Source organism: Acidimicrobiales bacterium (assembly GCA_022452145.1).
In the GTDB taxonomy this organism is placed as follows: domain Bacteria; phylum Actinomycetota; class Acidimicrobiia; order Acidimicrobiales; family MedAcidi-G1; genus UBA9410.
On record JAKURY010000007.1, the window covers coordinates 16,335 to 40,843 of the forward strand.

A 24,509-nucleotide genomic window follows, 5' to 3' on the forward strand; every position below is an offset into this window, starting at 1 on the left:
CTACTCGACCGGTTCGGGGTCGGCGCTGCGCCGATGCAGGTCCAGGTGCCTGCCGTCGGCCGGACGCATCTTCTGGTTCTCCCGATGGTGGATCCGCGAGTACCCGATGAACTTCACCACGATGATCCCCCACAGGTAGAAGCCGCCCAGGAGCTTCATGATGAGGCCGGCTGCCTGCTGGTCGGACTGGACCGAGACCCCCCACATCTCGAAGCCGTCGTCGTAGTGCTTGTAGACGACGCCCTCTGCGAAGGTCAGCCAGGCCGCGGGGATGGTCGGGATGATCGACATCAGGAACAGGTAGATCATCTGGCCCGGCACCGAGATCCGCAGCTCGGGCAGCGGTGAGGCCACCGGCACCCACATCAGCAACGCCAGGCCGAACAGGGTCAGGTGGAGCGAGTAGTGGAAGGCCCCCGAGTCGAACGAGAGCTGCACCACGCCGCTCCAGTGGGTGAGGGCGACCAGCCCGTTGAACGCCACGCCGGCCACCACCGGATGGGCCATGCGACGGAGCACCCGCGAGCCGACGCCCCCCTCTAGCACCAGCAGGCGGACAAGCCAGGCCGGCACGGCCAGCAGGTAGAGGGGTGGCACGATGAAGGTGATCATCAGGTGCTGGACCATGTGCACGGCGTAGAGGTGCGCCTCGGCGATGTCGTGCACGGGCCAGTCGGCCGACGCCAGCAGGAGGATCGTGGCGACCACGAATGCCCTCCTCTGGAACGACGTGACCACCGGCTGGCCTACGGGCACGACCCTCGGCCCGATGACGCGGGTCGCCCACCAACCCAAGGCCAGGATCGCCAGCACCAGGAACCAGACCTCGGGGTGGGCCTGCCACCGCCACGGATCAATGGCCGCCAGCACCGGGATCACATCGCCGGACACGTGATCACCCTTGCTCCGGAGGCCGTCGCTCCGGAGGCCGACGACCGTCCGCCGCCGGACGGCGACGGGTCATGTCAGCCCTTGGTCCAGAACTCGAAGACGGTGAGGGTTATGCAGTAAACGGCTGTCGCCAGCACAAGGCCTGTCACGAAGAACTTCGTGAACATCGGGCTGTCGAACCGCAGGTGCATGAACCAGGCAGCCACGTAGAAGAACTTGAAGACCATCATCGCCAAGAGCGCGGGTATGAGGACCGCTCCGGGGATGTTGAAGAAGTAGGTCGCGACCTCCAGCGCGGTCACGACGCCCAGGATGATCGCCACCCGGATGTACCTGGCGTCCGTCGGGTGGTCGTGTCCGGCGTCGTGTTCGGTGTCGTGGGTGGCGACGTTCTCGGTGGCGGTGCTCATGGGGTCGGCTCCCGGATCAGCTGGTGGGCGATGGCACCAGGTAGATGACGGTGAAGATGAAGATCCACACCACGTCGACGAAGTGCCAGTACAGGCCGACGATCTCGACCGTCTCCGAACGCTCCCTCGTGAGGGTTCCCCGGAATGACGAGATGAGCAGCGACACCAGCATCACGATGCCGAGGCTCACGTGCACGCCGTGGAAGCCGGTCAGCGTGAAGAAGGCCGAGGAGAACGGGCTGGTCGTGTAGCCGAGGCCCTCCCTGACGAAGGTGGTGAACTCGTAGACCTGGCCGCCGATGAACAGGGAACCGAGCAGCGCCGTGGCCAGGAGCCAGACCCGGTTGTTCCGTATGTCGCCACGCTGCAGCGCTGACAGCGCCAGCACCATGGTCAGCGAGCTCATGAGCAGCACAAACGAACTGACCGACGTGAACGGGATGTCGAAGATGTCACCGGGCGCCGGACCCTCGGCGAAGCGGCTGCGGTAGATCAGGTAGGTCGAGATCAGGCCGCCGAAGAGCATGCATTCCGATCCCAGGAACACCCACATGAGCAACTTGTTGTTGGACAGGCCGGTGCCCGTCCCGTGGCCGTGGTCCACGGCAGTGGCTTCAGCCAACGGGGGCCTCCTCAGCGGTCTCCAGGGCGGTGTCGGACGCGCCCTCGGATGGGACGTCCTCGCCGGGATCCGAACCGGACGGGTCGTCGTGATGACCCTGGGGTCCGTCCGGATCGTCGGTCGGTTCAAAGATCCAGCCGTAGATTGCCATCAGCATCAGCACGGCTCCCGGCACGCAGAGCCACAGCGTGTACATGAGCCCGAAGCCGATGAACGGAAATCCTGCCGCCAGGATTATCGGCCAGTAGGACGGTGAGGGCAGGTGGACGTCGGTCGCCGAACCGTCCTGGCAGACCTCCTCGGCCGACGCCACGCGGACCACCCGACCGTCCTCGTCCTCGCCGTACTTGCGGTGCCAGAACTCGTCCAGCGATTCGACCTGGATGAGCTCGTCGAAGTTGTGGACCGGCGTCGGGTTCGGCGTGAACCACTCCAGGCTGCGGGCATCCCACGGGTCGGGACCGACCGGTGGCTCGTGCCTGGCCCGGCGGGCCGAGGCGACGACGTTGATGACGAACATCAGGACGCCCGCGGTGATGATGAACGCGCCGATCGAGGCGAACATGTTCCAGAACTCGAAGCCGAACCCTGGGCTGTAGGAGTCGATCCGGCGGGACATCCCCTGCAGGCCCAGGATGTGCATCGGGCCGAAGGTCATGTTGAAGCCGATGAGCATCAGCCAGAAGTTCCACTTGCCCAACTTCTCGCCCAGCAGGTGGCCGAACGCCTTCGGCCACCAGAAGTAGAAGCCGGCGAAGATGCCGAGGAGGGAACCACCGAAGATCACGTAGTGGAAGTGGGCGACGATGTAGTAGGTGTCCGTCTGCTGGGTGTCGGCCGGAGCCAGCGAGTGGGTAACGCCCGACAGACCACCGACGGTGAACATTGAGACCACTCCCGTGGCAAACAGCATCGCCGTGGTGAACCTGATCCTGCCACCCCACATGGTGGCCAGCCAGTTCAGGATCTTCACCCCGGTGGGTACGGCGATGAACATCGTCGAGACCGAGAAGGCCGCTACCGAGATCGGTCCGATCCCGGACACGAACATGTGGTGGGCCCACACGCCCCAGCCCATGAAGCCGATGGCGATGCCCGAAAAGACCATGAACGGGTAGCCGAAGAGGGGCTTGCGGGAAAACGTCGGGATGACCTCGCTGACGATGCCGAAGCTCGGCAGGATCAGGATGTACACCTCAGGGTGGCCGAAGATCCAGAAGAGGTGCTGCCACAGGAGAGGATCGGCGCCCATCTCCGGATTGAAGAAGTTGGCCCCGAAGTTGCGGTCGAACATGAGCAGGAACAGCGCCACCGTGATGACCGGCACGGCGAACAGCAGCAGGAACTGGACGACCAGGATCATCCAGGTCAGCACCGGCATCTTGAACAGCGTCATGCCGGGTGCCCGCATGTTGAGCACGGTCACGATCAGGTTCATGGCCGAGACCAGCGACGCGATTCCCATGATCTGGAGCCCGATGGCGTAGTAGTCCATACCGTGGCCGGGGGAAAAGATCACCCCGGTGTTGGGCGCGTAGGCGAACCAGCCGCCGTCGGGGGCGTCGCCCAGGAGCCACGCCATGTTCAAAAACAGGCCGCCGGCCAGGAAGACCCAGAACGAGAGCGCGTTCAGGCGGGGGAACGCCACGTCGCGGGCACCGATCTGCAAGGGCAGGAGGTAGTTAGCGAACGCCGCTGCCAACGGCATGATCACCATGAAGACCATGGTCAGGCCGTGCATGGTGAACACCCGGTTGTAGGTGTCCGCACCCAGCACCGTGCCGTTGGGCGTAGCCAGCTGCAGTCGGATCAGCAGGGCCTCCAGGCCGCCGATTCCGAAGAACACCATGGCCGTAGCGCCGTAGAGGATGCCAATCTTCTTGTGGTCGATCGTGGTGATCCAGTCACGCCACCCGGTGTTGCCCTTAGGCCGGGTATAGACACCGAGCGGCCGGGCGGGCGCCTCGAGTTCCTTCGTATAGCTCATCACTCGACCTCCGTCGCGGCGATGACGCCCATGTCGGGCCTCGCCCCCAGGGTCTGGAGGTAGGCGACCACGTCATCTATCTGGCCCTCGCTGAGCCCCATGGCAGGCATGCCCCGGCGGCCCTCGGCGTAGGCGGGCTTCTCGGCCGGCGCGTTGCGCAGCCAGGCCTCCAGCTGGGTCCGGTTCAGCGACCCGTCCGGCTCGTACAGGTCGAAGATGCCGCCGGCGAAGGTAGTGCGGCTCATCAAGTGGGTCAGGTTGGGCGCCGCATTGGCCACCAGGTCAGCGCCCACCTCAGTCGCCTTGGTGTAGACGCCGTTGACCGCGTGGCACCGGGCGCACTGGCCCTCGAACACCGCCATGCCCCGCAGCGCCGCGGCATCCGTCGGCTCGACGCCCGGCTGCATCTGCTCATCGACCCAGACCTGGAAGTCCGCCGGGGTCATCGCCACGGTCTGCATGCGCATCCGGGCGTGGCTGAGGCCGCAGAACTCCGTGCACTGGCCGAAGTAGAAGCCGGGCACGTCGGCCTCGATCTTCCAGGGGGAGACCCGGCGGGGTACGGCGTCGCGCTTGCCGTTCAGCGCCGGGATCCAGAAGCTGTGGATCACGTCCCGGCTGGTGATCGACAGGCCTATCTCAGAACCGGTGGGAATCACCATCTGGTTGGCGGTGACGATGTCGGCCGGCGGGAGGTGGCGGGGATCGCTGAGGTCCACGCCGTCCAGGCCGTCGAAGTAGTAGCGGAACTCCCACCACCACTGCTGCCCGACGACCACGATCTCCGGGTCCCAGGATGTCTGCTCGCCGTCGACGAGGAGCACGATGTCCCGACGGTCCTCGCTGTTCAGGTCGAAGTGGCTGACCAGCGCGAAGACCGCGATGACCGCCATGATCACCGCCGGACCGATGGTCCAGGCGATCTCGACCCGGAAGTTGCCGTGGAGCTGGTGTGGGAACTCCTCGGTGCTGTGGTCGTCACGGAACTTCCACCAGATGACCGCGGTGGCGCCGAAGATGAGGACGAAAACAATGCCGGCAACCAGGAAGATCGGATCAGACAGCGAGTCGATCGACCGGGAGATCGGGCCCTGCGGTTCGAGGGTGTCGAGCGGGGCATCGGACGCGCAACCGTTCAGCGTCAGCAGGACACCACCGGCGAGGGCGGTCAGGCGCACCATTCTCAGAAGCTTCGGGATCAATGGTCCGTCTCCACCTGGGCGTCGTCGTGCTGGGCGCCACCACCCTGCTGGTGGAACTCCCGTTCTCCGTTCACGGCGGCCAGGATGCCAGCCAGCAGAACCGCCACACATCCGACGAACAGGATGCTCCGCACGGTCCTGCGGGGCATCTCCGGCTGCTTGCTGACCAACATGGCGCCGCCGAACACGAGCACGCCGGCCACGGTGGCCACCAGGACGGCACCGTTGACCGAGGAGGCCAGCAGAACCCGGGACACGGCGAGCACCAGCACGCCGATGCCCACGATCCCCAGAACGGGGATCTCTATGGGTCGCATCAGGTTCTCGCGGGCGGTGGCGTTGGCAGCCGCGTCGCCTGAGACCTTCTCGGACCAGTTGGTCATCGTCCACTCCACGCCGACGGCCGCGAGGATGCACAGCCCGATGACGAAGATGGCCGGATGGACGACCAGGCCGACGGCCACCGCACCGATGCCGAGGGCGCCGAAGACCGGCCAGAGTGAGTTGCCGACGACCGCCTGGGCCTCCGGTGCCTCGTCGAGGCCCAGCACCTCGGCCTGTGCTTCGGCGTCGGCGTCACGGAAGGCGGCAGCGACCAGGCCGATCATGGCCAGACCGGCTGCCGCCGTCACGAGGATGACGTACGAGACGTGGTTTCCGACCCCGCCCTTCCATCCCATCGAGATCGGCCCGGTCTCGGTGCCCCCCGAGGTGTACCCGGCGAACACAGCAGCCAGCACCGCTCCCATGAAGAGGCCGAACCAGAGCTTGAATCCCGTTGTGAGCATGCCGATCCCCCGCCCTACTTGGCGATGTAGATGCCGATCCAGATCACGGCATAGATGGCGGTCACGGCATACCAGTAGAGGGCGGCCGCCGAGACGAGGTCACGGTGTCGGCTGGTGTCCTGGCCGCCCAGCGCCCGCAGGAGCAGGAGCCCCAACCAGAGCACGCCGACGACGACCATCACCAGATGCGAGCCGACGATGACGAACATGAGCGTCGTCGCCTGGCTGGTGTCGATGGGCAGGCCGATGTCGGAGATGTAGAAGGCCGTCTGGTTGACCATGGCGATGCCCATGGCCGCAGTCAGCGCCATGGCCAGGTAGGCGTGGACCCGGTCGTCGTTCAGGACCGCGTGCACCGCCCAGCCCATGGTGACGGCCGAGAAGGCCATGGTCGCCATGTTCATGCCGCCGGGCGCCAACTCAATGGCCCCCTCGGGAAACCACCGGGTGCCCCAGGCCATGGCGTCGGCCCGAATAGAGAAGTAGAGGGCGAATAAGCCACCGAAGTAGGCCAGCACGGCGCCCGTTCCGAACGCCGAGGCGACAACAAGCGACCGCGGACGGGTGGGGGTGGTCGGGACCACACTGGCCATCAGGCGACCTCGGCTTCCGTGTCGGCCATCAGGTGCCTGACACCCGCGAACATCCAGATGAGGCCAGCGGCGAGGAACGCAGCGGCGCCCAGCAGGGCGACGGCGTTCAGGGCACCCACCCCCGACCCCGGATAGCCGGCGGTAGCCAGGTCGACGCCGGTGAAGTCGGCCTGACCACCGAAGCCGCTGATCGCATCGGCCGCCCCTATCAGGGCCACCCCCAGGGTGGCGGCCAGGCCACCCAGCAGGATCAGGCCGGGTGATCCGGGGCTACCAAGGAGATCCTCACCCCAGTGGTTGAGGCCGGCCACCATGCCAATGATGGCCGCACCGACGATGAGGGTGAACTGGGCGCCGGTCACCGACGTGCCCAGCAGGTCCCAGGGCGCCACGACCCGGAGGGCACCTAGCACGGTGCCCGCCACGACCAGCAGGACTGCCAGCAGCAACAGCACGACCGGCGCAGGCGGCTTCGAGCCGAGGTTTGATCCACCGCGCCTCAACAAGTCGGCCACGCCGCCCAGGATCGCCAGCGCGATGGGGATGATGGCGAAGGCATCCAGGACGTAGATGGCCTCCTCCATGATCGGGGTTCCCGGCGTGTCGAAGAACGACTGGGCGTAAGCACCGAAGGAAAGGAATCCGAATGCCGCCGTAGCGACGAGCAGTACACCGCGGTTGGCAGTCTCGGTTCCGGTGGCCGACGAGATGACGTCAAGCGCAATGCCCAGGACGGGCAGGGCCAGGACGTAGATGGCGGGATGGGTGAACATCCAGGAGAGTTGCTCCCAGATGGCGTCCTCGGCACCGAACCTGACGGCCGGTCGACCCCGAAGGTCGACGTAGGCCAGCACGACGTTGGCGGCCAGCACCGGGAGCATGCCCAGCCAGACGGTGCCGGCGACCAGCGTGGTCCAGCTGAGGAAGGGAAGGTCACCGAGCCCGATGCCCGCAGCGCGCCCGGAGAGGATCGTGGAGAGGATGCACATGGTGGCCACCAGCAGGCCACCGATGACCAGGAGGAGGCCCATGAGCGTGAGTGCGGTCGCCTGGCGCTGACCACCGCCGCCCGGAGTTCCCAGGCCACCATCGACCAGGAAGCCGACCACCGTCATGCCGGCACCGATCAGCCACGTCCAGCAGGAGAGGGCGGCAGCCCTGGGGAACAGCAGCGTGTTGGCCCCACACTGGCGGGGCACGATCGTCGTTCCCAGGGCGATGAGAACCGGTAGCACCCCGAGCAGGACCAGGGCCACACGGTGGACCGACCAGAACTGGAATACCTCGTCCGCACTACCGAAGACGCCTGCACCATCGAGGTCGAGTCGCTCGAGGCTCACGAGCAACCCGGCAACCAGGCCGACCAGCACGGCGGTCATGCCACCCATGCCCCACACCTTCGCGAGGGTCACAGGGTCGGTGGAGGTGATCGCCTCCTCGAGTGCGGTGCTGCTCGCGTCGGTGTCGGTCGTCGTCATCGAAACTTCTTCGCTCGGCGGGCCCGGACTGCACCCTCGTCCCTCGATCCGAGCGGGCTCGGACCACAGAATGTTAGGCGTGCCCACGCCGAATCGGACGCTGACATGCCAGCGAGAACCTAGTCCGCTCGGACGTCGGCGATCTGTCCCGGCGGGCGACGGTGGCGTTCAGACCAGGACGTCCACGATCATCGCGGCGAAGAGGAGGGTCACGTAGGTGATGGAGTAGGAGAAGAGCCGCATGGCGGAGCGTTCCGTCGGGTCCCGTTGGACCGCCAGGGCCAACACCCCGAACAGCGCACCCAGGATCAGGGCAGCAGCTACGTACACCGCTCCCATGTCCGCCACCGGTGCAAACACCAGGGTGGTGCCGACCAGCATGACCGTGTAGAGGGTGATCTTGCGGGCCGTCGCGGCGAGGGTGGCAACCGCCGGCAACATCGGTACCGAGGCCGCCGAATAGTCCTCCCGGTACCTGATGGCCAGCGCCCAGAAGTGCGGCGGGGTCCAGAAGAAGATGACGAGGAACAGGACGACCGGTGCCCAGCCGAGGGAGTTGGTGACGGCGGACCAGCCGACCAGCACCGGAACGGCCCCGGCCGCGCCGCCGATGACGATGTTCTGCGTCGTGGTCCGCTTCAGCCAGAGCGTGTAGACGAACACGTAGAAGAACGTCGCCGATACCGCCAGCAGGGCGCTCAGGAGGTTGACGGTGGTGAACAGCCAGACGAACGCGACCACCTCGATGCCCACGGCGAAGGTCAGCGCAGCCTGGGGCGACATCACCCCTTGCACCAACGGGCGGTGCATCGTGCGCTCCATGAGGCCGTCGATGTCGCGGTCGATCACCATATTCATGGCGTTGGCCCCGCCGGCGGCCAGGGTGCCGCCCACCACGGTGGCCACCATCAGCCAGACCGACGGCACCGAGCGTTCGGCCACGAACATCGTGGGCACGGTGGTGACAAGGAGCAGCTCGATGATGCGGGGCTTGGTGAGCGCCACGTAGCCGGCAACCCGCTCGCGCCGGCTAAACGTGCTCTGGCCGGTCGGGGGGGCGGACACGTGGAGAAGGCTAGGAGGTCGTCAAGCCGACCGGTCGGTACGACAGGCTTATCAGCCGACCAGCCAGTCGGACGGGCCGGGTCCATCGGGAAACAGGCGTTCCTGGAACCGGCGCATTCCGCTCAACCAGCGATCCACGTCATCTCCCTTGCGGCGCACGTACTCGGCCACGTCCGGGTGCGGGAGTATGTGGAACCGTTCGTCGGCCAGCCCGACGACGACGTCGTCGGCCAACTCTGCTGCGGTGAGCACGCCGTCCACCGCTGCGGCGTTCGCCGAACCGTCGGCCGGAAGCATCCCGGCTGTAGGGCTGTTGGCCTTGATGTTCGTCTCGACCGCCTGCGGGCACAGTACCGACACGCCGATGCCCAGGTGTCCGTACGTGATGCTGACCCATTCGGCGAGTGAGATGGCCGCGTTCTTGGTGACCGAATAGTGGAGCGACCCGATCTGGGTGAGCAGGCCGGCCGCCGACGAGGTGTTCAGGAGGTAGCCGCCACCGGCCGCCACCATGTGCGGGATCGCGTGACGAGCGGCGTAGAGGTGGGCCATCACGTGGACGTCGAACATGCGCCTCAGCTCGTCATCGGGAGCCTCCAGCCCACCAACCGTCACGTACCCGGCGTTCGACACCATCAGGTCGATCCCTCCGTGTGCGGCCACCGTGCCGTCGACAAGGGCCTTCACCGCCGCCTCGTCGGTCACGTCGCAGGCAACCGGAGTGCCACCCACCCGTCCGGCCACCTCCGCCACTCCTTCGGTGTCGCGGTCGGCCGCCACCACTGCACGGGCGCCCTCGGCTGCGAACCGCTCGACCAGCGCCTCGCCAATCCCGCTCGCCGCGCCCGTGACGACCACGACCCTGTCCCTGATCTCCATGGGTGCGGATCCTACGGAGCGACGGTGGCCGGGTCCCGATCGGGCAGATGGGCGTCGACGACCCTGGACGGCATCGAGGCCCACGACCTCTACGGCCCTACGGGGCATCGACGCTCATAGCCTCGGCAGGGTGCCCGCACAGTCCTTCCGGCTCACGCCCGACGCCTACCGCCGGATCTGTGGCATCGCCCTGACCCTGCTGGCCGTCATCGTCGTGACCGGCGCGGCGGTCCGCCTCACCGGCTCCGGCCTGGGTTGCTCCGACTGGCCCACATGCGCGGAGGACCGCTTCGTTCCCGAGGCCGAGTTCCACGGCTGGGTGGAGTTCGGCAACCGCCTCCTCACCGGCCTGGTGTCGGTAACGGTCGTCCTCGCCGTCCTGGGCTCGATGGCCCGCAGCCCACGACGGCCCGACCTGGAGCGCTGGTCCTGGGGCCTCGTTGCCGGCGTCGTCGGTCAGGTCCTTCTCGGGGGGATCGTGGTCCTCAGCCACCTGGACCCCTGGCTGGTGCTCGGCCACTTCGGCCTGTCGATGGTGCTGGTCGCGAACGCCGTCGTGCTCCACCATCGGGCCGGTGACCACGACCGGAGGGACGACCCGGCGTCGGCCGGGGTGCGTTGGCTCACGACGCTGCTGGTCGGCCTGGCCACGGTGGTGCTGGCAACTGGCACCCTGGTAACCGGGGCCGGTCCGCACGCCGGGAGCAGCGACGAACCCATTGCCCGGCTCCCGATCGTCGTGAGGGAGGCCGCCCGGGTCCACGGGTCGACGGTTGTGCTCCTCCTGTTCCTCGTGGGCGTCCTGGTCGTGGCGATCTACCGGGACGCACCCCGGCTACGGCCGACGGCGCGCCTCCTGGCGGCGGTGGTGGCCGCACAGGCGACCATCGGATGGACCCAGTACTTCACCGGCGTACCGGTGCTGCTGGTCGGCCTCCACGTGGCCGGCGCCACCGCGCTCTGGATGGTTGTGGTGAAGGTGCGCCTGGCAGCCACCGGCGACCAGGAGGCGGACGTGACCACCCCCCGCACGCCGGTAGGTACAGCACCATGAGCCCTGCTCCCGTGCCACTAGGGGTCGAGGACACAGACCTCGAGGACGGTGAGGTCGTGGATGCCGACCGTCCCTGGATCGTCCTGGTCTGGAACGACCCGATCAACCTGATGTCGTACGTCTCCCACGTGTTCCAGAAACTGTTCGGCTACTCAAAGGCGAAGGCCGACCGGCTCATGCTCGACGTCCACGAGAAGGGGAGGGCCGTGGTGTCAAACGGGGCCCGGGAGAAGGCCGAGATGGACGTCTTCCGGCTCCACGAGCACGGGCTCTGGGCCACCATGCAGCGGGACGACTGAGGCACCGTCCGATGATCCTGAGACGGCGACGGCCACATGCGTTCGAACGGGACGGCGATCGCACGGCGATCCGACTGGGCGACGACGAGCGGTCCATGCTCGTGGACCTGGCCGGACAGTTCCGCGCCGTGGTGGTGGACGACGCCGATCCCGACCTCAGGCGCCTCTACCCGACCGCCTATCCCGACGACCCGGAGCGCGACGCCGACTATTCGGGGCTGGTCCACGACGACCTGGTCCGTACCCGGATCGCCGCCGCCGACACGGTCATGGCCACCGCCGGGGCGGTGTCCCTGGACGCCGACCAGCTGGCGGCCTGGATGCAGGTACTGAACGGGCTCCGGCTCCTGCTGGGCACCCGGCTGAACCTCTCCGAGGCGGACGAGTTCGACCCGGACGCGGATGACGCCCCGACCCGGGCACTGCTCTCCTGGCTCGGGTTCCTCCTCGAGGAGGCTGTGGTGGCCGCGTCGACCGACCTCGGCTGCGCGTGATGCCGCCTCGGCGGGTGGGGCGCTGCCGCCCAACCCGTGACGCGTCATCGGGGGCCGCTGCTATCGTGGCCCCGCTCTCAGCGAGGTCCGGCCCCCATCGTCCAGCGGCCTAGGACGCCGGCCTTTCACGCCGGTAACACGGGTTCGAATCCCGTTGGGGGTACGAAGGATGGAACGACTCCGGACGTTCCACTCTGGTCCTGTGGTGCAGTTTGGAGTGCACGCCGGCCTGTCAAGCCGGAGGTCGCGGGTTCAAATCCCGTCAGGACCGCCAATCTCACCGGCTCTTTGGAGCAGGTGAGACGCGGTCGGGTAGCTCAGTTGGAAGAGCACTCGCCTGAAAAGCGAGGGGTCCCCGGATCGACGCCGGGCCCGACCACCGCAGAAGGCCCGCCCACAGGGCGGGCCTTCCGTCGTCCGGAGCCACCTGAACCCGGGAGGGCACACGGCAGCGTCTACGTTCGGTGACCATGCCAGACGCTGAGACCACCGACCCGCGGGTCCTGGTCACGACCGCAAACCTCCGCGACCTGGGTGGCCTGACGACCACAGGCGGACGACGGGTCCGTAGCGGGCTCCTCTTCCGGAGCGGGTACCTGTACGACCTGGCCGGACCGGACCGGATGGCGGTGGATTCGCTCGGACTCCGGACCATCATCGACCTGCGCCGTCCGACCGAGGTCGCCGACCGACCACACCCGGCCATGGCCGGCGTCGACATCATCCAGGTGTCGGTGTCCAGCGACGACAACGAGTTCGCAGTGCTCGCCAACGCGATGCTGGATCCGGACGCCGAACCAATCGGACCGGATCGCATCGCCGCCTACTTCCGGGGCAACGTGACCGACCGACTGGACCGCTACCGGCCGGTCTTCGCTGTGGCCACCGACCCCGATCGCCTCCCGCTGCTCTTCAACTGCACAGCCGGCAAGGACCGGACCGGGTTCGTGGCGGGCGTCCTCCTCCGACTCCTAGGCGTCGACGAACGGACGGCCCTCGACGACTACCTGTTGTCGAATGTCGTGCGCCGTGACTGGATCGCCGAACGGGAGGCTGAACACAGGAACCTCATCGCCGAACGTCTAGGAGTCCGGCCAGACGAGGTTCCCGAGGCCCGCCTCGAGGCTTCCCGTTCGCTCCTGAAATGCGACGCGCGCTTTCTGAAGGCCGCTTTCGATGCGGTCCACGACGGCTGGGGATCCTGGGAGGCGTTCCGCCGGGACGGGCTGGGTTTGGACGAGGACCGCTTCGCCACCTACCGGGATGCCCTCCTGGACTGACGCCTGGACCATGCAGGTCACCGGACCCGGGTCACGGTCGGGCACCGGGGAGGGGTACAGCCGTGCTCTTCAACGGTGCAGCGGCCCCGTTGGCAACCCGGCCCGTCCTGTCGCATGATCTTGGCCAGCCAGTGTGCACGACCCGGCCCCGAGGGGGCGATGGAGAGGGTGGAACCATGCAGAAGCATGAGCAGATCTACGTCGGCGGCAAGTGGGTCGCATCTGACGGCGACGACAGCATCGACGTCGTCAACCCGTCCAACGAGGAGGTCATCGGCTCGGTGCCCGCAGGCACGGCGGTCGACGTCGACAGCGCGGTTGCCGCGGCCCGCGACGCGTTCGACGGTTGGGCGGCCACGCCGCTGGAGGACCGCCTCGGCCTGATCGAGGGGCTGGCCGGCCAACTGGGCGCCCGCATGGAGGAGATCGGCACGCTCATCTCAGACGAGGTCGGGATGCCCCGTGGCATGTCCACGATGATCCAGGCCGGGATGCCGGCAGCGACCACTGGTGGCGTACCGGCGACGGCCCGGGAGTTCGCCTTCGAGGAGACGATCAACCGGACGCTGGTCACCCGTGAGCCGGTGGGCGTGGTGGGGTGCATCACCCCGTGGAACTATCCACTGCACCAGGTGATGGCGAAGATCGCACCGGCCATGGCCGTGGGCTGCACCGTGGTCCTCAAACCCAGCGAGGTGGCGCCGCTGAGCGCTTTCCTGCTGGCCGAGATCATCGACGGCCTGGGCTTCCCGCCCGGCGTCTTCAACCTCGTGTCCGGAGTCGGCCCGGTGGTCGGAGAGGCCATCGCGGCGCATCCGGATGTCGACATGGTGTCGTTCACCGGCTCGACGAGGGCCGGCACCCGGGTCGCCGAGGTGGCTGCCACCAACGTCACCCGGGTCCACCAGGAGCTGGGCGGCAAGTCGGCCAACATCATCCTCGACGACGCCGACCTGTCGGCTGCCATTCCCGCCGCGGTGGGTGCGTGCTACCTCAACTCCGGACAGACCTGCTCGGCTCTGACCCGCCTGCTGGTCCCGGCCGACAAGATGGACGAGGTGGCAGCCATCGCCGGCGAGACCGCGGCCGGCTACACGGTCGGTCCGGCCGACGACGACGGCAGCCGCCTCGGCCCCCTGGTGTCGCAGGTCCAGTGGGACCGGGTCCAGGGCTTCATCCAGGCCGGCATCGACGAGGGCGCCACCCTGGTCACCGGCGGCACTGGCAAGCCGGACGGTCTGGACACCGGCTACTACGTCAAGCCCACGGTGTTCGCCGACGTCTCGAACTCGATGACCATCGCCCGCGAGGAGATCTTCGGGCCGGTCCTCTCGATCATCGGCTACGCCGACGTCGACGACGCGGTCGCCATCGCCAACGACACCGAGTACGGGCTGGCCGGAGGGGTGTGGGGCACCGACCCCGACAAGGCCCTGGAGGTCGCCAAGCGGCTCCGGACCGGCCTGGTCGACATGAACGGCGCCTTCCTGAACACCGATGCCCCGTTCGGCGGCTACAAGAAGTCCGGCAACGGACGTGAGCTGGGCCGCTACGGGCTGGCTGAGTTCGTGGAGTCGAAGTCGATCAACCTGCCCATGGGCTGACCCGTGGACATGACCCACCCAAAGCCGGTCGGACGACGGTATCCCCGGGTTCTCACGCGACCGGCGGGTTTCGGTACGGTCGACACAGCGGGCCGCCATACGGTGGGACCTGACGGTTCGCGGGCCCGGAAGCCCGTTAGAAGGACGAGGGGGACACGATGAGGATCAGGGTCGACGCTGAGAAGTGCGAGGGCCACAGCCGCTGCTATTCGCTGGCTCCCGAGCTGGTCGACGTCGACGACCTGGGCAACGCCTTCGAGCTGGACGCCGGGGAGGTACCGGCCGGGCTTGAGGACAAGGCCCGGCTGATCGTCGACAACTGCCCAGAGTTCGCCATCATGATCGAGGAGGGCTGACGAGATGACCGACACCGCCGACACCTCAACCGACCCGGTGGCCGACTCCATCCCCGAGCGTTGCCCGGTGACCGATCTGGCCACCGACTACGACATGTTCGACCCCGATTACCTCCGGGACCCGTACTCGGCATGGGCCGAGCTGCGCGACACCTGCCCGATAGCCCACACTGAGCGCTACGGCGGGTCCTGGCTGCCCACCAGGTACGACGACCTCCAGGCCATGGCCAAGATGGTCCCGGTCCTGTCGTCCAAGTCGCCCATCGTGATCGATATGCCTGAGGCGCTCGTCAAGGAGGACGCCACCGGCTACAACGCGGCTTCCCCCATCAGCGCCGACCCGCCCGAGCAGAGCTGGACCCGTCGCGCCCTGCTCCCCCACTTCACCCCCAAGGGCATCGCGGCTGACCGGGAGTACACCGAACGGCTCTGCCACGAGTTGATAGATGGCTTCATCGACGAGGGAAGGTGCGACGCAGCGGTCGACTACGCCCAGCAGATCCCGCCGCGGGTGATCGCCAAGAAGCTGGGCGTCGACGACGGGATGGTCGACGAGTTCATCGAGTGGGTGCGCGGCGTCCTGGAGCTCGGCCTTCAGCAGCCCGAGCTGCGGGCCAAGTACCGCGACATCATCCGGACCTTCTTCGCCGCCGAGGTGGCGGACCGTCGGGCCAACCCGAAGGACGACCTCATCACCGCCCTCTGCCAGACCGAGCACGAGGGCGAACTGCTTCCCGACGAGGTCGTTGTCGGCATGTGCAACCTGCAGCTGGTGGCCGGGATCGACACCACCTGGTCGTCCATCGGCTCGGCCCTGTGGCACTTCGCCGGCCACGAGGACGACCGGAGGCGCATGGTCGCCGAACCCGGCCTGTGGGACACCGCCATCGAGGAACTACTGCGCTTCTACGCCCCGGTCACTATGGCCCGCAACGCAGCAGAGGACGTCGAGTACGGCGGGGTCGAGTTCAAGAAGGGCGACAAGATCCTCATGAACTTCCCGGGAGCCAACCACGACCCCGACCACTTCGAGAACGCACACGAGGTGCAACTCGACCGCCAGCGCAACCGACACGTCGCCTTCGGCATCGGCATCCACCGGTGCGCCGGGTCGAACCTGGCCCGCATGGAGATGGAGGTGGCGCTCAAGTCGTGGTTCGAGCGCATCGGCGAGTTCACGCTGTCCGACCCGGACGCTGTGACGTGGGCCGGCGGCCAGGTCCGCGGGCCACGCATCCTGCCCGTCACCTTCGGCTGAACCAGACGCTGACCCACCGCTGCGGGCAGGCCGCTACTGGTTGACCGCCTCGGCGTGGAGCATCCCGGCCGCCACGGCGGCCCGAGTGGCCTCGTCCACCTCGTCCAGCAACTCGATGGTGACCCCGTGGATGGTCGCCGTGCACTCGAACCCGTGGGGGTACGGCCCTACCGGTGACCCGGTGTCCACGCCGACGTCGAACGTCTCGCCACCCCCCGAGAACACCACGGGAACCGTGCGCTCCAGGCGCCCGGAGCCGACGACCACGCCGTCCACGGCAAGGGTGGCGGTGCCACCGGCACCGAAGCCCCCGTCATGGTCGAAGAGCAACCGGACCTCGTGGCGCCCGGGATCCAGGACCGAATCTCCGACCACCGTGGTGCGCTCGTGGCCGTAGAGGTTGTAGTGCCAGGTTGGAACGCCGTCGTCCAGGTAGATCGACCAACCGTTGAAGCTGCCTCCCTGGCAGACGACGACGCCCTCGGCTCCGCCTTCGGGCACCTCCAGGTCGGCCCAGATCAGGTACGACCGGTTCTTGAGGTTCAGCACCGACCGCTCTGGCATGCGCACGTGGGCCGTCGTGTAGGTCATCCGGGTCAACCCGGACAGCGGGCTGGGTGCCCGGGCCTCCGGCGAAATGTTCATGGCGGCATCGCGCAGCGGGTACACGCCGTTGCGCAGGCATTCGGAGTCGAACAGGTCCTGCATCTCGGCCAGCAGCTCGGGCCGGTCGGCGGCGAGGTCCCGACCCTGGGAGAAGTCCTCCCTGATGTCGTACAGCTCCCACTGTTCCTGCGGGCCGTCGAACGGTGCAGAGCCGAAGCGCACCCACGGCACCCTCCCGTGGAAGCAGGAGGCCATGAAGCCGTCGTGGTAGATGCCCCGGTTGCCCATCATCTCGAAGTACTGGGTTCGACGGGCGCTGGCCGCCTCAGGATCGCCGAACGTGTAGCCCATCGACGTGCCCTCGATCGGCATCTGTCGGATGCCGTTCACCGACGTCGGCGCCTCGATGCCGGCCGCCTCCAGGATGGTCGGTGCCAGGTCGATGACGTGGTGGAACTGGGTGCGCAGGCCGCCGCCGTCGGTGATCCGCCGAGGCCAGGAGATGGCCAGGCCGTTGCGGGTGCCGCCGAAGTGGGAGGCGACCTGCTTCATCCACTGGAAGGGTGCGTCCAGGGCCCATGCCCAGCCGACGTTGTAGTGGCATTCACTCCGGGCGGTTCCGAGGTCGTCGATGTGCTCGAGCAGGAATTCCGGATCCTCCTCGGCACCGTTCTGGAGGGCCGGCAACGACCACGTGCCGTGGATGCGCCCCTCGGCCGAGGCTCCGTTGTCCCCGGTGATGTAGACGAAGAGCGTGTCGTCCCATTCGCCCATCGCCTCGATGGCCTCGATGAGTCGGGCGACCTGGGCGTCGGTGTGGGCGAGGAATGCGGCAAATACCTCCATGAGGCGGCGGGCCACCGGCTTGAACCGGTCCGGGTACTCGTCCCATGACGGGATCACGTCGGGTCGCGGCGTGTTGACCGTGTCGGACGGGATCACCCCCAGGTCCAGTTGCTGCTCGAAGATGTCCTTCCTCAGGTCGTCCCAGCCCTCGTCGAAGAACCCCTTGAAGCGGTCCAGCCAGGCATCGGGCACGTGCAGCGGCGTATGGACGGCGCCGGGGGCGAAGTAGCAGAGGAAGGGCCTGTCCGGTCGGTGCGCCTTGACCCGCTGCATCCAGTCGATTGCCCGGTCGGCGATGTCCTCTGTGAGGTGGTAGTCGCCGCGCCCGAGGTAGGGGGCTATGGGGGTGGTCTGGTCGTACAGGTCGGGCTCGAACTGGGAGGTCTCGGCCCCCGGGAACCCGTAGAAGCGGTCGAATCCCAGCCCGGTGGGCCACCGGTCGAATGGCCCCGCCGGACCCATCTCCCACTGCGGCGTGAGGTGGCCCTTGCCGAACATGCCGGTGGCGTAGCCGTTCTGTCGGAGGACCTCGGCGATGGTGGCCGCCTCACGGGGGATGACCGTGTCGTAGGCCGGGAAGCTGTTGGCCGCCTCGGTGATCCTTCCCATGTGCACCGTGTGGTGGTTGCGGCCGGTCAGAAGCGACGCACGCGTCGGCGCGCAGATCGCGGTCGTGTGGAACTGGTTGAACCGCAGCCCATCTGTGGCGACCCGCTCCAGGGCCGGCGCCGGAACCGGCCCACCGAACGTGGAGAACGAGCCGAAGCCCACGTCGTCGAGCAGCACGATCACCACGTTTGGGGCGCCTTCCGGGGCTCCGTCAAGAACCATCCGGGCCGGCTCGCAATCGTCGGTGAGCCGGCTGGTGGTGCCGGCGTACGGCTGCGTGGGGCGGGGGATGGCTATCCCGGTCGGGTCGTCCATCCGGATCAAGGGCCCTTCTGGATCGATCGCTGCTCGCCGGGTCCGGACGCCTCCGACTGCGACCCACCCGGTGTGACGGCACCGGCCGACGACAGCTCCTCGATGCGTCGCCGGCTGAATCCGATCTCGTACAGGACCTCGACCGTGTGGGCACCCAGGCCCGGCGACGGTCCCCGGACGGCGACCTGGGACGCCTCCATCCGCAACGGCATCCCCGTCGTGACGTAGTGGCCGAACTCCGGGTGGTCCAGGCCCACTACGAAGTCGTTGGCCACCACCTGGGGATCCTCGAGCGCCTCGTCCGGAAGGTTGTAGCGGCCGCACGGGTACCCGACTGTCCTGAACGCCTCCAACCAGTGCCCGGTGGTCTCGGCCGCGAAGCACCGCTCGGCCTCGTCGACCACCGCCAGGAACTCCGGCGACGAGGCTCCGATCCGGGATGCAGGCCGCGGGATCCCGGTGACCTCATGGAACTTGCGGTACAGCCCGGGTGACAGGCCGGCCACTGACACCAGGCCGTCGACGGTCGCGTAAGTCCGGAAGTAGAGGCGGAAGGCCGTCTGGCCCTGGAGCATGTCGCTCTCGTAGAGAGCCCGCTGCTCGTCGAACCCACCCCCCGATGACCGGATCTCCTCGAGGTCGGAACGGAAGGACCTGAGGTCGTCCCCGTCGGCCTCGAACCGATGGAGGAGCGCCGTCCCGAGGCCGAGGGCGGTGGCCAGCAGCGAGGTGTCGACCCGCTGGCCCTCGCCCGTCCGGTCCCGGTCCCAGAGGGCCGCCACCACGGCGAGCGCAGAGGCGATACCGGTCCCGAAGTCGTTGACAGCCGGCCGCGTCGGTATGGGGACCCCGTTCTCCGACCGGTTCATGATGAACCCGGCGCCGCTCAACGCCTGGACTAGGACGTCGTAGCCACCCACATCGGCATCCGGACCGTCGGGTCCGAACGCGGTGTGGGTGAGGTGCACTGCACGGGGATTCACCTCCCTGACATGGTCCCAGCCGATGCCGAACCGGTCCAGGTCGGAGCCCTTTACCCCGACCAGCACGACGTCGGCCCACCGGAAGAGCCCGTGCAGCACCTCACCGGCATCTTCGGTCCCGAGGTCGAGCACGATGCTCCTCTTGCCGGGGTTGATGGCCGCGTATGCCCTTGCCTCGTTCGGGCCGAGGTCGGCCAGGCGGCGCATGGCGTCACCATCCGGTGGCTCGACCTTGACCACGTCGGCGCCCATGCCGGCCAGAAGGCGACCGCAGTAGGGCACCGCGGCGTTCTGGGCGATCTCGACCACCCGTATGCCGGACAGCGTCCCTACAGGGTCAGCGGGGGTAAAGGCTTCAGGCCCTGTGGTGGTCACTTTCCCCCGAATCCGCTGTCGCCCGCGTAGTCGACCGTCACCACGGACGGACACGGATCCATCGAAGCATGCAATCCCCCTCGTGCCGGTTCTGCCTGGCCTGGCCGCCCGGCCCGACCGACCCGCCAGACCGTAGCCCCGAGATGTTCGTGGACCCGTGTTGACCAATGTTAGCCGTATGGCTAATACTCTCCCCATGGTCGACGACGCCACCGACGGCCCTGTCGCCGATCCCGGCGACGACGCCGGGCTGGAGGCGTTCCGGACCGAGGTAAGGCGGTTCCTGGACGACGTCGGGGACCTTACAGCGCACGCCTCCGGCCAACGGACCCTCGAGCGCAGCCGCGCATACCTCGCCGCCCGGTTCGACGCGGGCCTGGGGGCCATCGACTACCCGGTCGACGACGGGGGGCGCGGCCTGGACCGACGGTACGTGGAGGTCTTCCGCGCCGAGTCGGCCGACCGGATCACCAGTGACGGTGCCTCGGGCTTCGGGATCGGCATCGGCATGTGCCTCCCCACCATCCGCGACCACGGCAGCAGCGCCCTCCGGGCGCGCTTCCTGAGGCCCGGCCTCCGCGGCGACGAGGTCTGGTGCCAGCTGTATTCGGAACCGGGGGCCGGTTCGGACCTCGCCGGCCTCACCACCCGGGCCGTCCGGGACGGCGACGAATGGGTGGTAACAGGCCAGAAGGTCTGGACGTCCGGAGCCACCGATGCAGACTTCGGCATCCTGCTGGCCCGCACCGACTGGGAGGCTCCGAAGCACGCCGGCATCTCAATGCTGGTCCTCCCCATGCGTCAGGCGAATGTGGAGGTCAGGCCGCTCCACCAGATGACCGGCGTCGCCCACTTCAACGAGGTCTTCATGGACGGTGCCCGGGTCCCAGCGGACTGGGTGGTCGGCGAGGAGGGCGACGGCTGGCGCATGGCAGTTGCCCTGCTGGCACACGAACGCTCATCGATCGGTGGTGGTGGGGGTCGCCAGCCCATCCCGACCGACCGAATTGTCGATCTTGCCCGATCGGCGGGACGAGCCGCCGACCCCCTGGTCCGCCAGGACCTCGCCCGCCTCGTTACCGGCACCCGGATCGTCCGGTGGCTGAACCTCCGTCCCGGCATTCACCCGTCCATCCCGAAACTCTGGCGCAGCCGTCAGGGGCGCGATGCCGCCGAGGTCACGTCACGCCTGGCCTTCCCGGGTGGTGCCGCCTGGCTGGGAGATCCCCTGGGTACCACCGAACCCGGCGACTTCGCCGACGCCGACGGCTCGCACTGGGCCTACGGAATCTGCGACTCCAGGGCCCACTCGCTCGGAGGCGGAACCGACGAGGTGCAGAAGAACACCCTGGGTGAACGGGTACTGGGCCTTCCACGCGAACCGGCCACCGACCGGGGGATCCCGTTCAGCCAGGTGCCGAAGAACGGCTGACAGTCTGACGCTCACCCCTGGCGGCTACGCCGGGGTCCAACCCGAACATCAGGGCCCGGAGGACCAGGACCAGGTGTTCCTCCACGACCTCTGCGGTCTCCGGGCCATCCGCCTCGATCCACGGGGACAGGGTGGACTCGAACAGGCATCGACTCAGGTGCAGGACCGCGGCGATCCCCACGTCGACGCGGACCGCGGCATCCTCATCCGCGGGCCGGCCCCGCCTGGCCCGCTCAAGGGCCGCATCGATCGTCGGATGCACGACGTGGGCGTCGTAAACCTCGCCGGAGAGGGAGGCGAAGGCGAGCGCCCGGACGAAGTCAGGTCGCTGGCGCATCGAGAACGGATCGGTAGGCGCCCAGGAGCCGTCCTCGGGTCCTGCGCCATACGACTCGGCCAGGCGATTGAACCCCTCGCGTAGGACCGCCTCCTTGCCACCGAAGTAGTGGTGTATCAGGCCGTAGTTCACCCCCGCCTCGGCCGCCAGCCTGCGCCCGGAGATGCGCTCCGGTGGGTCATCCCCCAGCAGACGTGCCGCCGCGGCGACTAGTGCCTCCACGACCTCGTCGGTTCCCCGGGGTCGCCGCCCGTCGGCCGTCACCCGTCGACCTCCAGGCCGACCGAGGCGTAGAGGCTCAGAACCACGCCGAGGAATCGGGACCGGATCCGGTCGTGATCGCCTTCGGGATCCAGGCCGAGGCTGTGGGCGATGTGCTCGACGAATATCGGCCATCCCAAGAGCAACAGGGCGATGGCGGCGATAGTTGCGCGATGGTGGGCCGGATCGCCGTCGGGGTCGGCTCCCCGTACCAGGTCCAGCATCGCGTCCAAGGCCGGATGCGGAGCCCCGGGATCCCGATATGCGTCGTCGAGGGCCACGTGGGCCATGAAGCCGAAGATGCGCCGGTCCTCGAGTGCCACCTCCACGGCCAGGGGCCTGGTACCACCCTCCATCAGGTCCTCGACGAGCCACGAACCGTGCCGACGCTGGGCCTCGAGCATGAGGTCCCGGGCCGAGTCGAAGTAGTAGTGGACCAGCCCGTAGTTGACCCCGGCCTCGGCGGCCAGGTCACGACCCGAGATGGTCGATGGCTGTCGTCTGGACATGAGGCGGATGGCAGCGTCCATCAGGTCGTGGCGCGCCGTCGATGACCGACCGGGCGATGAGGCGCTCATTCGGCCCGCCTCGGTCGCAGCAATCCCCCGGCAGGCAGGGGGTTGCCGCTCTGGGCGAGGTCGAACCGGTCGGCGCCGCCAACGGGTCCACCGGGTACGGCGAGGACCCGGATGGTGGCCTTGATGGCTCGGGCCTCGGCCCGTGGATACGAGGCGATCTCCGCGGCCAGTATCCTGGCCGCCTCCAGGACGGCGTCGTCGGCGACAACATCAAGGGCGACACCGAGGCGATGGAGGTCGCGGCCGTTGAACCGTCGACCGGTGAGGGCCAGTTGCTCGGCGACCGAGGCGGGGTGGCGGGCCAGCAGCCAGGCCAGGTTCATCGGCGCCGCCATGCCCTGGCGGATCTCGCCCACCTGTAGGAAGGCCGACTCCCCGACCACGAGGAGGTCACAGGACAGGGCAAATGCAGCACCACCGTTGATGGCGAAGTGCTCGAGGGCTCCGATGATGGGCACCGGACAATCGAAGATGGCCCGATGTGCGCCGATGAGCGACTCACGCGCAGTGGACAGCCAGGCCGGTGGCGGATCAGCGTTGTACTCCTTCAGGTCGAGGCCGGAGCAGAAGCCACCGTCGGCACCGTGGAAGAGCACCGCTCCAACGTCATCACGGGCGGCGACGTCGCGGAACGCCTCAGCCAGCAGGTCACCCATCGGACCGGTGATGGCGTTCTTCCGGGCGGGACGATTCAGGACGACGGTCGCCACACCCTCGTCCACCGACAGCACGACCTCAGGACCGTAGGCCTGCTCCTCTGATCGGATGCCGTCCATCATGTCGCCGGTCGCATCGGAGCCGGTGACGCCGAGCGGGCGGTGCCGAGGTCTGCCAGCACCTGATCGGCCTCGCGGACGAGCCGGCCCATGATCTCGGCCACTGGTTCCTGAGCCGTCAGGTGTGCCACGCCCTGGCCGGCGGCCTCGTGGACCAGCGGTGCCACCTCGTGCCGGAGTATCTGGCCCAGGAGGTCCCCTATGAGGATGTCCTGGTACGGCATGCCCAGCGGCGTCGGGGCTTCGGGGGCCTCCCACTCGTCGCTCCAGGCCGAGCGGAGCATCCGTAGCGTCTTCCCACTGTCGGAACGGCTGACCACCGTGTCGCCGGGACCGGCTGCCAGCAACTTGTCCAACACCGACCCGCTGGGCCGTGCGTCCACCGAAGCCAGGAATGCCGTGCCCATCCAGACCCCTTCGGCACCGAGGGCCAGGGCGGCGGCGAGGTGGCGACCGGTCGCCACTCCTCCGGCCGCCAGCACCGGTCGACCTGCGGCCACGTCGACCACCTGGGGGACCAGGGAGAACGTACCGATCGGCCCGGTGTGGCCGCCGGCGTCCGTCCCCTGGGCCACCAGCAGGTCCGCACCCGCCCGGATCGCCGACTCTGCGTGCGCGGGCGCGCCCACCAGGCTCACGATGAGCGAACCCCACTCGTGGGCCGCCTCCACGGCCCAGGTGGGCGACCCGATCCCGAGTGCCAGGACCGGGATCCGGTGGTCCATGACCACCGCTAACTGCTCGCGGGCGGTCTCCTCGCTCCTGACGAAGCGGGACCGGAAGCCCGGTAGGCCGTCGTCCGGCACCTCGTACTTATCCCGCAGGTAATCGACGAAGGCCACGTGGGCAGGCGGGAGGGTGGCCTCGATGGCCGACCGGTCGTCCGTCTCGGGCATGCCGGCCGGGATGACCAGGTCCACGCCCCAGGGGAGTCCCCCCAACCCGGCCTTCATCCGGCTGATGCCCGCCTCGATCTCGTCAGGCGTCCGTCGGGTGCAGCCCCATATGCCTACGCCGCCCGCCCTCGACACGGCCATGGCCACGTCGGGTTCCCACCAGCTGAAGCCGAAGACCGGGTTCACGCATCCCAACCGCTCGCAGATCCTTGTCGTCACCACCGCAGTCATCCCC

At 68.1% G+C, this 24,509-nt stretch carries 24 protein-coding genes and 3 tRNA genes; 11 read left to right on the plus strand and 16 right to left on the minus strand.

The genetic code is table 11. The annotated features are described in order from the left end of the window. The 10 genes from MK177_03810 to MK177_03855 all read right to left on the minus strand — a co-directional run bounded on the left by MK177_03810 (position 1) and on the right by MK177_03855 (position 9,915). On the minus strand, positions 1–891 hold the full coding sequence (locus tag MK177_03810; GenBank protein ID MCH2426442.1) for a cytochrome c oxidase assembly protein: 891 nt from the start codon (positions 889–891) through the stop codon (positions 1–3). Positions 892–965: 74 nt separating this feature from the next. Further along, on the minus strand, positions 966–1,301 hold the full coding sequence (locus MK177_03815) for a cytochrome C oxidase subunit IV family protein (GenBank protein MCH2426443.1): 336 nt from the start codon (positions 1,299–1,301) through the stop codon (positions 966–968). A gap of 16 nt (positions 1,302–1,317) precedes the next feature. Continuing rightward, positions 1,318–1,923, minus strand: a complete 606-nt coding sequence (locus MK177_03820; protein ID MCH2426444.1) for a heme-copper oxidase subunit III — start codon at positions 1,921–1,923, stop codon at positions 1,318–1,320. Beyond that, positions 1,916–3,910 carry a cytochrome c oxidase subunit I gene (ctaD, locus tag MK177_03825; GenBank protein ID MCH2426445.1) on the minus strand — a complete coding sequence of 665 codons (1,995 nt, stop codon included), beginning with the start codon at positions 3,908–3,910 and terminating at the stop codon, positions 1,916–1,918. The genes MK177_03820 and ctaD overlap by 8 nt, the downstream gene beginning before the upstream one ends. Then, complete coding sequence (gene coxB, locus MK177_03830) at positions 3,910–5,091, minus strand: cytochrome c oxidase subunit II (protein ID MCH2426446.1); 1,182 nt, start codon at positions 5,089–5,091, stop codon at positions 3,910–3,912. Before coxB ends, ctaD begins: the two co-directional genes overlap by 1 nt. A gap of 17 nt (positions 5,092–5,108) precedes the next feature. Further along, positions 5,109–5,900 (minus strand): hypothetical protein, encoded by a 792-nt coding sequence (locus MK177_03835; GenBank protein MCH2426447.1) that lies wholly within the window; start codon positions 5,898–5,900, stop codon positions 5,109–5,111. A gap of 14 nt (positions 5,901–5,914) precedes the next feature. After that, positions 5,915–6,493 carry a cytochrome c oxidase subunit 3 gene (locus tag MK177_03840; GenBank protein MCH2426448.1) on the minus strand — a complete coding sequence of 193 codons (579 nt, stop codon included), beginning with the start codon at positions 6,491–6,493 and terminating at the stop codon, positions 5,915–5,917. Beyond that, positions 6,493–7,971: a cbb3-type cytochrome c oxidase subunit I gene (locus MK177_03845; protein MCH2426449.1), complete on the minus strand. Its 1,479-nt coding sequence runs from the start codon at positions 7,969–7,971 to the stop codon at positions 6,493–6,495. The genes MK177_03840 and MK177_03845 overlap by 1 nt, the downstream gene beginning before the upstream one ends. A gap of 168 nt (positions 7,972–8,139) precedes the next feature. Further along, complete coding sequence (locus MK177_03850; protein ID MCH2426450.1) at positions 8,140–9,036, minus strand: heme o synthase; 897 nt, start codon at positions 9,034–9,036, stop codon at positions 8,140–8,142. A gap of 51 nt (positions 9,037–9,087) precedes the next feature. After that, positions 9,088–9,915, minus strand: a complete 828-nt coding sequence (locus MK177_03855; GenBank protein MCH2426451.1) for an SDR family oxidoreductase — start codon at positions 9,913–9,915, stop codon at positions 9,088–9,090. A gap of 130 nt (positions 9,916–10,045) precedes the next feature. Here MK177_03855 and MK177_03860 point away from each other — a divergent pair, with 130 nt between their 5' ends. The 10 genes from MK177_03860 (at position 10,046) to MK177_03905 (ending at position 16,260) form a co-directional block, all read left to right on the plus strand. Further along, complete coding sequence (locus MK177_03860; GenBank protein MCH2426452.1) at positions 10,046–10,969, plus strand: COX15/CtaA family protein; 924 nt, start codon at positions 10,046–10,048, stop codon at positions 10,967–10,969. After that, the gene (gene clpS / locus MK177_03865) at positions 10,966–11,268 is read left to right on the plus strand and encodes an ATP-dependent Clp protease adapter ClpS (protein ID MCH2426453.1); all 303 of its coding nucleotides are present in this window, start codon (positions 10,966–10,968) and stop codon (positions 11,266–11,268) included. Before MK177_03860 ends, clpS begins: the two co-directional genes overlap by 4 nt. An 11-nt stretch (positions 11,269–11,279) precedes the next feature. Then, a complete protein-coding gene (locus MK177_03870; GenBank protein ID MCH2426454.1) occupies positions 11,280–11,762 on the plus strand; it encodes a DUF2017 domain-containing protein in 483 nt (160 codons plus the stop codon). A 90-nt stretch (positions 11,763–11,852) separates the two neighbouring features. Continuing rightward, positions 11,853–11,925: transfer RNA gene (locus tag MK177_03875), tRNA-Glu, on the plus strand. 33 nt (positions 11,926–11,958) lie between these two features. Next, positions 11,959–12,036 (plus strand) — tRNA-Asp (locus MK177_03880). A 32-nt stretch (positions 12,037–12,068) separates the two neighbouring features. Next, a tRNA-Phe gene (locus MK177_03885) sits at positions 12,069–12,141 on the plus strand. A gap of 91 nt (positions 12,142–12,232) precedes the next feature. Next, positions 12,233–13,042, plus strand: coding sequence for a tyrosine-protein phosphatase (locus MK177_03890; protein MCH2426455.1), 810 nt, complete (start codon positions 12,233–12,235; stop codon positions 13,040–13,042). 176 nt (positions 13,043–13,218) lie between these two features. Then, entirely contained in the window at positions 13,219–14,646 is a 1,428-nt protein-coding gene (locus tag MK177_03895; protein ID MCH2426456.1) for an aldehyde dehydrogenase family protein, read from the plus strand. A gap of 158 nt (positions 14,647–14,804) precedes the next feature. Beyond that, positions 14,805–15,002, plus strand: a complete 198-nt coding sequence (locus MK177_03900) for a ferredoxin (GenBank protein ID MCH2426457.1) — start codon at positions 14,805–14,807, stop codon at positions 15,000–15,002. 4 nt (positions 15,003–15,006) lie between these two features. Next, positions 15,007–16,260, plus strand: coding sequence for a cytochrome P450 (locus MK177_03905; protein MCH2426458.1), 1,254 nt, complete (start codon positions 15,007–15,009; stop codon positions 16,258–16,260). 33 nt (positions 16,261–16,293) lie between these two features. Here the strand turns inward: MK177_03905 and MK177_03910 are convergent, their stop codons facing one another. Further along, complete coding sequence (locus tag MK177_03910) at positions 16,294–18,636, minus strand: arylsulfatase (GenBank protein ID MCH2426459.1); 2,343 nt, start codon at positions 18,634–18,636, stop codon at positions 16,294–16,296. 5 nt (positions 18,637–18,641) lie between these two features. Then, positions 18,642–19,928, minus strand: coding sequence for a CoA transferase (locus MK177_03915; protein MCH2426460.1), 1,287 nt, complete (start codon positions 19,926–19,928; stop codon positions 18,642–18,644). A gap of 244 nt (positions 19,929–20,172) precedes the next feature. Between MK177_03915 and MK177_03920 the strand changes: the two genes are divergently transcribed. After that, the gene (locus tag MK177_03920) at positions 20,173–21,426 is read left to right on the plus strand and encodes an acyl-CoA dehydrogenase family protein (protein ID MCH2426461.1); all 1,254 of its coding nucleotides are present in this window, start codon (positions 20,173–20,175) and stop codon (positions 21,424–21,426) included. Here the strand turns inward: MK177_03920 and MK177_03925 are convergent. Genes MK177_03925 through MK177_03940 form a run of 4 tightly spaced genes read right to left on the minus strand, consistent with a single transcriptional unit; the run spans position 21,401 to position 24,505 of the window. Beyond that, positions 21,401–21,985 carry a TetR/AcrR family transcriptional regulator gene (locus tag MK177_03925; GenBank protein ID MCH2426462.1) on the minus strand — a complete coding sequence of 195 codons (585 nt, stop codon included), beginning with the start codon at positions 21,983–21,985 and terminating at the stop codon, positions 21,401–21,403. The genes MK177_03920 and MK177_03925 overlap by 26 nt on opposite strands. 38 nt (positions 21,986–22,023) lie before the next feature. Next, a complete protein-coding gene (locus MK177_03930) occupies positions 22,024–22,602 on the minus strand; it encodes a TetR/AcrR family transcriptional regulator (protein MCH2426463.1) in 579 nt (192 codons plus the stop codon). Then, positions 22,599–23,378: an enoyl-CoA hydratase/isomerase family protein gene (locus tag MK177_03935; protein ID MCH2426464.1), complete on the minus strand. Its 780-nt coding sequence runs from the start codon at positions 23,376–23,378 to the stop codon at positions 22,599–22,601. The genes MK177_03930 and MK177_03935 overlap by 4 nt, the downstream gene beginning before the upstream one ends. After that, positions 23,378–24,505 carry a nitronate monooxygenase gene (locus MK177_03940; protein MCH2426465.1) on the minus strand — a complete coding sequence of 376 codons (1,128 nt, stop codon included), beginning with the start codon at positions 24,503–24,505 and terminating at the stop codon, positions 23,378–23,380. The genes MK177_03935 and MK177_03940 overlap by 1 nt, the downstream gene beginning before the upstream one ends. Positions 24,506–24,509 lie beyond the last annotated feature (4 nt).